Raw genomic sequence first — 11,558 nt, forward strand, 5'->3', positions numbered from 1 at the left:
GCGCGGGGGGAGGAAAAAAGCGTTGTTTCAGGGACCTTCGGGACCGCGAAGCCGGTCCCGAAGGTCCCTGAAACACGGCCCGCAGCAACTCTCCCGCCCCCCCAGACAACTTCACCGCCGCCCTACACATGAAAAACAAGAGGGGGACCGGCGGGAATCATTCCCTCCGGCCGCCGGAGGCTTCTTCCTCTTTTCTTCTTCTTCCTCCCCCCCCTCTCTACCCTCTTCCAACATCTCGGCCACGGCGCGGCGCACCGCGCCCATGCCTTCACGAGCCAAAATCTCCGGGCCCAGGGGGCGCCCAAACCGCACGCGCACAGGGGCCGGACGCAGACGCCCGCCCGGGGGCCAGGCCCGATAGGTTCCGACCACGGCCACGGGCACCACGGGGACGCCCAGGGTCCGGGCCAGGATACCCGCGCCGGGTCGAAACTCGCCCAGCGTGCCCGTGACGCTGCGTGCGCCTTCGGGAAACACGCAGGCCAACTTGCCGTGTTCGAGCACGTACGCCGTGAGCCGCATGGTTTCGAAGAGTCGTCCGGCGTCCACGGCGATGAGGCGTAGGCGAAGAGCCAGGGAAGCCAGGGGCCAGGCGTCGAAAAAGCGCGCCAGCCCCAGAAAATACAACCGCTCGCGCAGACGGGCCGGCAAAGCGCAGAACAGGACCAGGCCATCCAGATAGCTCGCGTGGTTGGGACAAAGAAGCGCGGGGCCGTCCGGCACGTTCTCCAAGCCTTCGACCCGCAACTGAAAGCCCAGGCGAGCGGCCAGATCCAGCAGGCTTCCGCCGCCACGGGTCAGGACACGATCGAAACGCGTGGGCGCCAGACGGACCTTGGCGGCCAGGGCCGGCGTCAGGGGGTCGGTCAAACGCCGCGTCCAGTCCGGAGAGGCGGCCGGGAGAATTCCCCCCGGCGGTTCGGCGTCGCACGTTTGTCCCGAGCGGGTGAACCGACCCACCAGGTCGGCCAGATCACGAGCCGTGGCCAGACGCAAAAACGACTCTTCCGGCAGGGAAAGGCCAGTGGCTTCCTCCACCAGGGAGAGCAACTCGAGGCGGGAAAGGGAATCGAGCCCCAGGTCGAGCTCCAGGTGCTCGGAAGGGGCCACGAACTCCCGATCGCACTGGCGGGCCAGGAGGGACAGGGCCTGGGTTTGATTCCGGTCCAGGCCGAGCCAGGGAAAATCCGGCCCGGGAGAAGGCCCCGACCCGTCGTCCTGTCGCTCGCCCAGGACCTCGCGCAGACGCGCTTCCACCAGGTGACGCTTGAGCTTGCCCAAACGGGTGCGCGGCAGTTCGCGCGTGGTGAGATACACCCGACGCACCCGGCGATAGGCGGGCAACTCCCGGGAGAGATAGTCCATGTCCCAGAGTACGTTGGCTCGAATATCCGGGGCGTCGAGAGTCTTGAAGTGCTCCAGGTCCGGCACCACCAGGGCGCAGAGGGTTCCGTCCGGGCCCAGAGCCACGGCGATTTCGCCCACCGAAGGGGCCTTCTGGTACTGGGTCTCGACCTCTTCGGCGGAGAGCTTCTTGCCGCTGGGCAGCACCACCACGTCGCGGCTTCGGCCCTGGATGGTCAGCCGACCGTCCGGGTCCAGCCGCCCCAGATCCCCGGTGTGCAGCCAGCCGTCCCGAATGGCCCGCGCCGTCCCTTCGGGGTCTTCGAAATAGCCTGGAGTACGGTTGGGACCGGCGAGCAGGATCTCGCCCTCGCCCTGGTCCTTGATTTGGCCGTCCGGCGCGAAAATCGCCGCCCGGACACCGGGCAAAGGCCTGCCCACCGCGCCGGGAGGCTCTCCGGGCAGGTTGACGCAGGCCACCGGAGCCATCTCGGACAGTCCGTACCCTTCCTGCACGGGCAATCCCAGGGCGGCCATGTCCTTGAGCATGTCCAGGTCGGCCTTGGCCCCTCCGGTGACGAAAAACCGGAAAGCCGGCCCCACACCCCGACGCACCGCCCGTCGCAGGAGGGCCAGTGGGTCGGGCCGCCACCGGGCGGAAACCCGCAGCAGTCGGACCAGAGCCCGCCCCAGTCCCAGGGGAAGGGCCTCCAGCCGGGCCAGGATACGCCGGTGAAAGACCTCGGCGTACTGCGGCGTGAGCACCAGAATGCTCACCCGCGCGATTTTGAGCGCGGACAGGACGGCCTCGGGCTTGAGTGCGGCCAAAAACGCGGTCCGCGCTCCCAGGAGCAGGGGTACGAGCAGGTTGACCATGCAGGGATAGGCGTGATGCAGGGGCAACACGGCCAGAAAAGTGTCGGAAGCGCGCAACAGATCCAGCCGGGAGACACTTTCCACGTTGGCCAGCAGGTTCGCGTGGGTCAGACGCACGGCCTTGGGGTCGCCGGTGGTGCCCGAGGTGAAGATCAGGCAGGCTGTGTCGTCCGGTCCTGCCCTAAATACGCTGTTTTCGGGCAGGGGCTCGGAGGAAAAGACCTGTTCCGGGGAGGGAAGCTTGCCGGTAAATCCGGCCCGAAGAAAGATGTCCGGCTGGTCGGTGAGCGCCATTTCGGCCCGGGTGACCCGCAAAAAATGGGACACGTCGGCCGGCGTGGAGGCCGTGTCCACGGGTGTGATAACGCCTCCGGCCGCCAGAACCCCGAAATACGCCGCGGCCCAACGGGGGCCATTGTCCATGAGGAGAGGGACCGCGCTTCCCGGTTCGAGTCCGTTTTGCCGGCACCAGGCCCCCACGCGCAGGGCCAAGTCGAAAAATCCGGCCCTGGAGAGGGACCGCGTCCGGCCGGACTCGTCCAGCACCAGCATGGCGCACCGATCCGGGGTTTCGACCCGGGCGACGCGCAAGGCCTGAACGAGGTCAAGCCCGGCGAACCGGTGGGGAAGCGGCGGCACGGGGTCCGGCGGCAGGGGACGAAACGACACCAGCCGGTGGGCCAGGGGGCGGCATTGCGGCCTTTGTCCGTCCCGGTCAGCAGCCCGAGCCATCGCCGTCGAACGAAAAGGAGTCCTCCTCGAAGACTTTGACGCAGGCGTCCACCACAGCCTTGTCATAGAGCCGGCCCCGATTGCGGGTGACCTCCTCCAGGGCGCGATCCACGCCCAGAGCCGGCCGGTAGGGCCGGTGGGAGCTCATGGCTTCCACCACGTCGGCCACGCAGAGAATGCGGGCCTCAAGCGGGATGGCGTCGCCGGCGAGGCGGTCGGGATAGCCCGAGCCGTCCAGGCGCTCGTGATGCGCGCGCACGAACCGGGCCACGGGCGTGGGGAAAGGAATGTTGCGCAAAATATCGTACCCCACCTCGGGATGAATCTGAACGAGCTGCATCTCGATGGGAGTGAGTCGGGTCGGCTTGGTGAGGATCTCCGCCGGCACGGAAATCTTGCCGATGTCGTGCAACTGTCCGGCCACGCGCACGCTTTCCACGCGGTCTTCCTCCAGCCCCAACCGCCTGGCCACGGCCACGGCCAGGCTCGAAACGCGCTGCTGGTGTCCGGCGGTATAGGGATCGCGCTTCTCCGCGGTGACGGCCAGGGCCTCCACCGTGGCCTCCAGGGTGTCGCGCAGATTGGCCAGGTTTTGCTCGATGGCCGTATTGGCGCGTACCAGATCGGAAATGTCGCGTATCACCAACACAGAGCCCAGGGGTCGACCGTGGTCGTCCATGAGCGGCGTGCTCTGAGTCTCCACGGGCAGCGTGCGCCCGCTGGGCGTGCGCAGGATGCTGGGCGCGAGCTTGGCCTCGGCCAGAGGGGAGCGTTCCGGCCGAAGGGAAGGAACGGAGCAGGACAGATTCACGATGTCCGCCAAGAATCGACCCTGCGCGGTTTCCAGGTTGTATTCGAGCATGCGCTCGGCGGCCGGATTGAGAAAGCGCACCTTGTTGTCGGCGTCGGTGGTGACCACGGCCTCCCCCAGGCTTTGCAGCGTGGTGGCCAAAAGCTTCTGCGAGCGCACCAGCCTGGCGTCGGTCTCGAACTTGTAGAGCGCCATTTCGATGGTGGTCTGCAACTCGCGATTCTCGAAGGGCTTGATGATGTAGCCGAAGGGACTGGTGACCTTGGCCCGCTTGAGGGTATCGCCGTCGGCGTAGGCGGTGAGGTACACCACGGGCGTGGAGCACAGGTCCCGGATGCGCCCGGCCGCCTCCACCCCGTCCATCTCGCCTTCGAGCATGATGTCCATGAGCACCAAATCCGGGTGCAGACTCCGGGCCAGGTCCACGGCTTCCTCGCCCGAGGCGCAACGCCCGGCCAATTCGTACCCCAGGTGCCCCAGGCGATTGCAGATGTCGAGCGCCACGATGGCCTCGTCTTCCACCACGAGAATGCGCTTTTTCGAAATATTCATGCGATCTCTCTTCCCAGAAGATTGGCCAAGGCCGTGGGCAACTGAGGATGGCGGAAGTCGAACCCGAGTTCAAGCAGCCGACGAGGAAACATGCGGCATCCGGAAAGGAACAGTTCGTCGGCCATCTCGCCAAAGAGCAGACGCAGGGCGAAGGCCGGGGCGGCCAAGCCGCAGGGCCGGCGCATGGCCTTGGCCAGGGCGTGGCTGAACTCGCGGTTGGAAACGCTGTGCGGCGCGCAAAGATTGAACGGCCCGCGGGCGTCGGCGCGCTCGAGCAGAAAAAGAATGGCCCGCACCTCGTCCCGGATGTGAATCCAGGGGAATCCCTGTTTGCCATCGCCCAGCGGTCCGCCCAAAAACCATTTGAAAGGCTTTTCCAGCCTGGGCCAGAGCCCGCCCTCGCGTCCCAAGACCAGGCCGGTGCGCACCACGACGCGCCGCACCCCCAGCGCCTCCACGGGCGCCGACGAATCCTCCCAGGCCTTGGCCACCTCGGCCAGGAACCCGTTCCCGACGCCGACGTTTTCATCCACCGGCGCATCGCCGGTGTGGCCGTAATAGCCCGAGGCCGAGGCCTGCACGCACACACCGGGTTTGCTGGCGGCCTTCTCCACGGCCTGGACCATGGCCTGGCCGGCACGCACCCGACTTTCGAGGATGCGACTCTTGCGGGCCGGAGTCCAACGCCCGTCGGAAACGTTTTCCCCGGCCAGGTTGATCAGGGCGAACGCGCCGTCGGCCAGGTCCTGCCAACCGGCGGAGGTTTCGCCGTCCCAGTGCCGAGTGGCGGGCTGCCCGCTGGAGGGCCGCCCCGCCGGTCTGTCCGGTCCACGCGACAGGACCGTCACCCCATATCCTTTGGCCAAAAGAGCCCGGCACAACGGTTTGCCGATGAATCCTCCGCCTCCAGCCACCACGACGCTTCTGGGAGTTGTGGACTGCATGGTCTGTTATCCTTGACGATAGAAAAACAAGAGAGTCCGCCCGATCAATACGAAAAATCGAGTTGGTACTTGGCCGCCTGCGCCGCGTCGAAAGACCAGAAAAACAGGGTCGTCTTGGCCCAGTCGGAAACGTCTTGCCTGAGCAGGCGCAGTTCGAGAACAACGGCGTAGTCCTCGCCCCGGGTCAGAATGGACCATGGCCCGAGGTCGATGGTCAGGTCGTTCCAGGCCTGGCGCAGAAGCGCCTTGAGATCGCGCCCGCGCAGCCGTTCGCCCTTGCCGTCATCCTGGCGAAGCACGTAGGTTTTGTCGTCGCTTTCGACGGCCAGGGTCCAGCCGCGCCGGGCGTGGCTGATTTCCCGGTTCCAGGCATAGTCGCGCTTGCGCAGGAGTTGGGCCTTGCACACCAGATCCAGGACCCGGTGCTGGACAAGCGCCTCGCGCAGTCCATCCAGACCGTTGACCTCCACTCCGAAACGCACGGTCACCCGGCCGGACTGATTGTCCACCACCAGGTTCGACAGGGCCAGGCCCTGCGCCCGGACCTCGCCGGCGCATAGGCCCAGACAGGCGAGCAGGACCCAGATCAGGGCGAAGCGAAGACGGGTCGTGACCATGATTGCGCGCCGGGAGAGGGTTATACATTGCGAATAGAGGGCCCACGCGGGTCCGCGTTTTTCCGACTACCCCAAGGGCGCGTCTTTGACAACCGCCCGCCCCGCGGATAGCGTGCTTCGGCCATGAAACGCCTCAAGTTCGTCTTTGTGGGAGCATGCAAGGCGTCCCACTTCGCCCAGGCGTCGCGTTTCTATCACGAGGCCTTGTCCCGGTACTGCCCCGTGGAAATCGAAACCGTGCGCGACGCCCCGTCCCAGGAAAATCTCCAGGCCAGGCTCCGCAAGGAGAGCCGGTCGATACTGTCCTGCCTCACGCCCAGGGATCTGGTCGTGGGCCTGGACGAACGCGGCCGGGCCTTCCCCTCGCGGGACTTCGCGGCCAAGCTGGCCCGCTGGTTCGAAGACCCCGGACGCCAGGCCTGTTTCGTGGTGGGCGGCCCCTTCGGCTTCGCCTCCGAGGTCACGGACCGCTTTCAGGAGCGTTTGAGCCTGGGTCCCGCCACGTTGCCCCACGAACTGGCCCGGGTGGTGCTCCTGGAACAACTCTACCGGGCGGCCACCATCCTGGCCGGACATCCCTACCACCACGACTGACAAAAAGGATACCGCATGCAGCTGCTCGACATGGCCTATCTGGAAAAGCTCGAAGCCTACCTGGCCTCGGGCGACCTGGAATTCGACTTCGAACACGGCGAAGAGGAAAAGCGCCTCTTCATCCTCGACTTTCTGGAAAAACTCATGAACCTGGCCGACGCGGCCGATCAACTGGCCACCCGCGTCATCTTCAAGGATTCGGCCCTGACGGACATGTTCGCCTCGAACACCCAGAAATAGCCGACGCGGTCCCGCCTGGGGTAGTCCCGCGAAAGCCTGAACGCGTATCCCTCGGGCGGATCGGCCTCGGGACGGGGCTGGTTGGCGAACACGACGGCCAGGCTGCGGGGACCGAACACGGGGCGCACGGTTTCCAGAAACTCCCGCCAGGGCTGGAAGGCCCGCGACAGGCACACGTCCGCCACGGCGCGCGCCCCGGGCAAAGCCAGGGACTCGGCCCTGCCCTGGAACACCTCGGTGGCGGGCAGGCTCAGCATGGCCAGGCACTGGCGCAAAAACCCCGCCCGCTTGGCCCTGGGCTCGATGAGCACGTAGCGACCGGCGCCCCAGAACAGACGAAGCGGCACACCCGGTATGCCCGCTCCGGCCCCGTAGTCCAGGGTCAGGGGATCGTCGGCCGCGACCAGCTCGCCCAGCAAGTCGGCCAGACGCCAACTGTCCGCGACCAGTTCGCCGAGCATTTCCGGCCAGGTCCCGGGCCCCACCAGGTTCATCTTGCGATTCCAGGTTTCGAGAAGCCCCAGGTAAAGCGACAAACCGCGGGCCTGGGCGGGGTCGAGCGTGCGCCCCAGGGCCTGTGCCCTGGCGGCGACCTCGTCGGGTGAGACATGCGTGGCGGCCATGGGTCGTCTTATGGACCAAAGGCCCGCGCGCGTCAAAGTCAGACGTTGCACTTTGCGTCACGATGCTCTACCAATCGCGCCGAACACCATTTTATCCGTATTCAAGGAGGCCCCCGTGAGCGACACTCCTTCCAGCCTGGCCGTTTTGTTCCCGGGCCAGGGCTCCCAGGAAAAAGGCATGGGCCGCGACCTGGCCGAAGCCAAATCCCAGGCCATGGAACTGTGGACCCTGGCCGAAAAAGCCAGCGGCCTGCCGCTTCGCGAAATCTACTGGGAAGGCGACGACGCCGCCATGGCCGACACCCGCGCCCTGCAACCGGCCATGACCGTGGTGAACCTGAACCTGTGGTTCGAGTTGCGCCCGCGCCTTGCTCCCATGGGCGTGGCGGGACACAGCCTGGGCGAATACGCGGCCCTGGCCGCTGCCGGCGCGCTGCCCGTGCCCCAGACTCTGGAACTGGTCAGCCTGCGCGGACGCCTTATGGCCGAATGCGGCGGAACGGGCGGCGCCATGGCCGCGGTGCTGCGCATGTCGCTTGCCGACATCGAGGCCGTGGTGGCCAAGGCCGCGGCCGAGACGGGCAAGATCCTGCTGGTGGCCAACTACAATTCTCCCGGCCAGTACGTGATCTCGGGCGAAAAGGCCGCCGTGGACCGAGCCGCCGCCTTGTGCAAGGAGTTCAAGGGCCGGGCCATGCCCCTGGCGGTGAGCGGCGCCTTCCATTCTCCCCTCATGGCCGAAGCCGCCGAAGAACTGGCCAAGGCCCTGGCCAAGGCCGACTTTTCCGACCCCAAGATTCCGGTGTGTCAGAACGCCACGGGCCAGTTGGTCAAGGACTTCCGCGAGGTGCGCGATCAGCTCACCCGCCAGATGACCTCCTCCGTGCGCTGGATCGACACCATGGCCAGCCTCTATCAGGCCGGGGCCCGCACGTTTCTGGAACTCGGCCCCAAGGGCGTGCTTTCCAAGATGGTCAAGCCCAACATGGAAGGCAAAAGCGATTTCAACGCGATAAACGTGGCCACCCACGAGGCCGCAAAGACACTGGCGATCTAAGTGCGAGCACTCACTCATCTGCGCGCCCTGCTGGGCGACGCCCTGGCCCGGCGCGGACTCGAATGGCCCGACAAGGCCAGCATCGAACCTCCCAAGGACAAGAAGTTCGGCGACATGGCCTGCAACGTGGCCATGCTCGTCGCCGGCAAGCTCTCGGTCAAACCCAGGGACCTGGCCCAGGAACTCTCGGCCGAGCTCCTGGCCGCCGACCCCTCGCTTTCGCGCGTGGAAGTGGCCGGTCCGGGTTTTCTCAACGTCACCTTCGCCCCGGCCTTCTGGCAACAAACCGTCACGGACGTGCTGACCGCCGGGCCCGACTACGGCCGCCAAACGCTCGGCGCCGGCCGCAAGGTGCAGGTGGAGTTCGTCTCGGCCAACCCCACGGGGCCCCTGCACATCGGCCATGGCCGCGGCGCGGCCGTGGGCGACAGCCTGGCCAGGCTCCTGCGCCTGGTGGGCTACGAGGTGACCACCGAGTACTACATCAACGACGCCGGACGGCAGATGCGCCTTTTGGGCGAATCCATCTGGGTGCGTTACCAGGAACTGTGCGGGGTGGACGTCACCTATCCCGAGGACTGGTACAAGGGCGACTACATCATCGACCTGGCCCGCGAGATCCGGGAAATGCGCGGCGACGACCTGCTCACCGCCGATCCCACCCAGGCCCGTGACACCTGTTACACCCACGGCATGCGCCAGATCCTCGACGGCATCAAAAAAGACCTGAACGACTTCCGGGTCGAGCATCAGGTGTGGTTTTCCGAAAAGTCGCTGGTGGAATCGGGCGCGGTGGAAAAAACCCTGCGCGAACTCTCCGAGCGGGGTCTGGCCTTCGAAAAGGACGGAGCCCTCTGGATGGGCACCCAGGCCTTTGGCGACGACAAGGACCGGGTGCTGCGCAAATCCTCCGGAGACCTGACCTACTTCGCCTCGGACATCGCCTACCACGCCGACAAGTACGCCCGCGGCTTCGACACAGTGGTGGACATCTGGGGAGCCGACCACCACGGATACGTCCCGCGCATGAAGGCCGCCGTGGCCGCCTTGGGACGCGACCCCGAAAGCCTCAAGGTGGTGCTCGTGCAGTTGGTCAACCTGCTGCGCGGCGGCGAGCAGATCGCCATGTCCACCCGGGCCGGGCAGTTCGAGACCCTGGCGGACGTGTGCGCCGAAGTGGGCGTGGACGCGGCCCGGTTCATGTTCCTGTCGCGCAAGTCCGACAGCCACCTGGACTTCGACCTCGACCTGGTCAAGCGCCAGAGCATGGACAACCCGGTCTACTACGTGCAGTACGCCCACGCCCGCATCAATTCCCTGTACGAAAAGGCCGCCGAACGCGGGTTGGAGGCTCCCAAGGCCGGCGAACAGGACCTTTCGACCCTCGACACCGCCGAGGATCTGGACCTTTTACGCCTGCTGGAGCAATATCCAGACATCCTGGCCTCCGCCGCCAAAGGGTTGAGCCCCCACACGGTCAGCTTTTACCTGCGCGACCTGGCCGGACTCCTGCATCGTTATTACACCCTGCATCCCGTGCTCGCCGCCCCCGAGGACGACGTGCGCCGGGCGCGCATGCTCCTGCTCTCGGCCGTGGCCAGGGTTGTGGCCAACGGCCTGGACGTTCTGGGCGTGAGCGCCCCGGAGAAGATGTAACCCGGAGCGAACATGAAGGTCATCGAACGCTTCAACGTCAGCAAGCCTCCCGAGGGGCCGCGCACATTCACTTTCCAGCTTTCCGGGGCCGGATTGGCCTCGGTGGTGGTCGTGGCCGCCCTGTGTCTGGTCTGGGTGTTCATTCTGGGCGTGCTGGTGGGCCGGGGATACAAACCCGAAACGGCCGTGCCGGAACTGGCCCAAATGATGCCCTCGGCTCCCGCCCCCGCCACGCCGGAACAGAAGGAGCCGCCCACCGTGCTCAAGCCCGAGGAACTCCAGTTCATGGAGAGCCTTCAGGGCAAGAAGCCCACGGAGACCGTCACCGTGGATTCCTCCAAGAAACCCGGCGACAAGACAGGCGCGGACCAGGCCCCGGCCCAGACGCCCGCGGCCTCTCCTCCCACGTCGTCGCTCGAAAAGACCCCCGCGCCCCTGCCCAAGGGCCAAGTGGCCACGTCCTCGGCCCAGCCGGACCGCAAGACCGTCTCTTCGCGCGAATCCCGGAGAGACAAGCCCGCGCCCGCGCCCGCGTCGTCCAAGGACAAGGACAAAAAGTCCAAGGACGCGAAGAAAAGCGGCAACACAAAGGACAAGGACAAAAAGGACAAGGATAAGAGCGCCAAGTCCAAGGACAAGGGAAAAGAAAAGTCCTCGAAGCGCTACAAGGTGACCTATCAGGTCTCCTCCGTGGAAGACAGAAAACAGGCCGAGCGCGAAGCCGACCGGCTGACCAAGATGGGCTTGAGCTCCCATGTGGAAGAGGCCAAGGTGGGCGGCAAGACGGTTTACCGTGTGTTTTTGCGGACCAAGGGTACGGAAAGCGACATCAAGTCCACCCTGGACCAGGCCGGAACAAAAAAGCCTATACAGCGTGAAAAAAAAGCTTTATGAGCGTGTTCCCCGCGAGGGCGGGGTAAGCGCTACTCCCATGGAGGACAACGAATGCTAGGACACCCGTTTGTCCCGACCAAGGCCTTCTTCACCAAGGGCATTGGTCGTCACAAAAACAAGCTGCAATCCTTCGAGCTGGCCCTTCGTGACGCCGGCATCGAAAAACTCAACCTGGTCTACGTTTCCAGCATCTATCCGCCCAACTGTACGCTGGTCACAATGGAAGAGGGTGTCAGCCTGCTCAACCCCGGCCAGATCACCTTTTGCGTCATGGCCAGAAACGCCACCGACGAAAAAGGCCGCCTGGTGGGCTCCGCCGTGGGCATGGCCTTTCCCGGCAGCAAGGACCACTACGGCTATATTTCCGAGCACACGTCCTTTGGCAAGGACGAAAAGGAACTTGGCGACTTTGCGGAAGACTTGGCCTCCACCATGCTCGCCACCACTCTGGGCATCGATTTCGACCCGGAGACCGCCTACGACGAACGCCGTGAGATCTACCTCATGAGCGGCAAGATCATCGAATCCAAGTCCCTGCCCAGCGTCACCCAGGGCGTGGGCGGCATGTGGACCACCACCATCTCGGCCGTGGTCTTTCTTCCCTAGCACCGCGCTTTG

11 protein-coding genes are annotated in these 11,558 nt (G+C 65.6%); 6 read left to right on the forward strand and 5 right to left on the reverse strand.

Features of this window, described 5'->3' with window-relative positions; genetic code table 11:
- Positions 1 to 111 precede the first annotated feature (111 nt).
- Genes ACYQ01_RS04315 through ACYQ01_RS04330 form a run of 4 tightly spaced genes read right to left on the reverse strand, consistent with a single transcriptional unit; the run spans position 112 to position 5,876 of the window.
- Positions 112 to 2,952 carry an AMP-binding protein gene (locus ACYQ01_RS04315; RefSeq protein WP_459932598.1) on the reverse strand — a complete coding sequence of 947 codons (2,841 nt, stop codon included), beginning with the start codon at positions 2,950 to 2,952 and terminating at the stop codon, positions 112 to 114.
- Positions 2,936 to 4,315, reverse strand: a complete 1,380-nt coding sequence (locus tag ACYQ01_RS04320) for an HD domain-containing phosphohydrolase (RefSeq protein WP_459932599.1) — start codon at positions 4,313 to 4,315, stop codon at positions 2,936 to 2,938. Before ACYQ01_RS04320 ends, ACYQ01_RS04315 begins: the two co-directional genes overlap by 17 nt.
- Entirely contained in the window at positions 4,312 to 5,259 is a 948-nt protein-coding gene (locus ACYQ01_RS04325) for a TIGR01777 family oxidoreductase (RefSeq protein ID WP_459932600.1), read from the reverse strand. The genes ACYQ01_RS04320 and ACYQ01_RS04325 overlap by 4 nt, the downstream gene beginning before the upstream one ends.
- Positions 5,260 to 5,303: 44 nt before the next feature.
- The gene (locus tag ACYQ01_RS04330) at positions 5,304 to 5,876 is read right to left on the reverse strand and encodes a DUF4390 domain-containing protein (protein WP_459932601.1); all 573 of its coding nucleotides are present in this window, start codon (positions 5,874 to 5,876) and stop codon (positions 5,304 to 5,306) included.
- A gap of 123 nt (positions 5,877 to 5,999) precedes the next feature.
- Between ACYQ01_RS04330 and ACYQ01_RS04335 the strand changes: the two genes are divergently transcribed.
- Both ACYQ01_RS04335 and ACYQ01_RS04340 read left to right on the forward strand, forming a co-directional pair.
- Positions 6,000 to 6,470, forward strand: coding sequence for a 23S rRNA (pseudouridine(1915)-N(3))-methyltransferase RlmH (locus ACYQ01_RS04335; RefSeq protein WP_459932602.1), 471 nt, complete (start codon positions 6,000 to 6,002; stop codon positions 6,468 to 6,470).
- A gap of 15 nt (positions 6,471 to 6,485) precedes the next feature.
- On the forward strand, positions 6,486 to 6,710 hold the full coding sequence (locus tag ACYQ01_RS04340; protein ID WP_459932603.1) for a hypothetical protein: 225 nt from the start codon (positions 6,486 to 6,488) through the stop codon (positions 6,708 to 6,710).
- On the opposite strand, the gene ACYQ01_RS04345 is transcribed toward ACYQ01_RS04340, so the two are convergent.
- Complete coding sequence (locus tag ACYQ01_RS04345; RefSeq protein ID WP_459932604.1) at positions 6,638 to 7,333, reverse strand: 16S rRNA (guanine(527)-N(7))-methyltransferase RsmG; 696 nt, start codon at positions 7,331 to 7,333, stop codon at positions 6,638 to 6,640. The two genes, ACYQ01_RS04340 and ACYQ01_RS04345, sit on opposite strands and share 73 nt — an antisense overlap.
- A 115-nt stretch (positions 7,334 to 7,448) precedes the next feature.
- Between ACYQ01_RS04345 and ACYQ01_RS04350 the strand changes: the two genes are divergently transcribed.
- Genes ACYQ01_RS04350 through ACYQ01_RS04365 form a run of 4 tightly spaced genes read left to right on the forward strand, consistent with a single transcriptional unit; the run spans position 7,449 to position 11,546 of the window.
- Positions 7,449 to 8,390: an ACP S-malonyltransferase gene (locus ACYQ01_RS04350; RefSeq protein ID WP_459932605.1), complete on the forward strand. Its 942-nt coding sequence runs from the start codon at positions 7,449 to 7,451 to the stop codon at positions 8,388 to 8,390.
- Entirely contained in the window at positions 8,391 to 10,046 is a 1,656-nt protein-coding gene (gene argS, locus ACYQ01_RS04355; protein WP_459932606.1) for an arginine--tRNA ligase, read from the forward strand.
- A 12-nt stretch (positions 10,047 to 10,058) separates the two neighbouring features.
- Entirely contained in the window at positions 10,059 to 10,940 is an 882-nt protein-coding gene (locus ACYQ01_RS04360; protein ID WP_459932607.1) for an SPOR domain-containing protein, read from the forward strand.
- 51 nt (positions 10,941 to 10,991) lie between these two features.
- Positions 10,992 to 11,546, forward strand: coding sequence for a pyruvoyl-dependent arginine decarboxylase (locus tag ACYQ01_RS04365; RefSeq protein WP_459932608.1), 555 nt, complete (start codon positions 10,992 to 10,994; stop codon positions 11,544 to 11,546).
- Positions 11,547 to 11,558: the final 12 nt, after the last annotated feature.

The sequence above is a fragment of the Fundidesulfovibrio butyratiphilus genome (assembly GCF_054657235.1).

What these genes read in the sequence shown, in the direction of transcription:
- ACYQ01_RS04315 (WP_459932598.1), bottom strand. Translation starts at nt 2,952, where the DNA reads ATGGCTCGGGCTGCTGACCGGGACGGACAAAGGCCGCAATGCCGCCCC.
- ACYQ01_RS04345 (WP_459932604.1), bottom strand. Translation starts at nt 7,333, where the DNA reads ATGGCCGCCACGCATGTCTCACCCGACGAGGTCGCCGCCAGGGCACAG.
- ACYQ01_RS04360 (WP_459932607.1), top strand. Translation starts at nt 10,059, where the DNA reads ATGAAGGTCATCGAACGCTTCAACGTCAGCAAGCCTCCCGAGGGGCCG.
- ACYQ01_RS04330 (WP_459932601.1), bottom strand. Translation starts at nt 5,876, where the DNA reads ATGGTCACGACCCGTCTTCGCTTCGCCCTGATCTGGGTCCTGCTCGCC.
- ACYQ01_RS04365 (WP_459932608.1), top strand. Translation starts at nt 10,992, where the DNA reads ATGCTAGGACACCCGTTTGTCCCGACCAAGGCCTTCTTCACCAAGGGC.
- ACYQ01_RS04340 (WP_459932603.1), top strand. Translation starts at nt 6,486, where the DNA reads ATGCAGCTGCTCGACATGGCCTATCTGGAAAAGCTCGAAGCCTACCTG.
- ACYQ01_RS04320 (WP_459932599.1), bottom strand. Translation starts at nt 4,315, where the DNA reads ATGAATATTTCGAAAAAGCGCATTCTCGTGGTGGAAGACGAGGCCATC.
- ACYQ01_RS04325 (WP_459932600.1), bottom strand. Translation starts at nt 5,259, where the DNA reads ATGCAGTCCACAACTCCCAGAAGCGTCGTGGTGGCTGGAGGCGGAGGA.
- ACYQ01_RS04335 (WP_459932602.1), top strand. Translation starts at nt 6,000, where the DNA reads ATGAAACGCCTCAAGTTCGTCTTTGTGGGAGCATGCAAGGCGTCCCAC.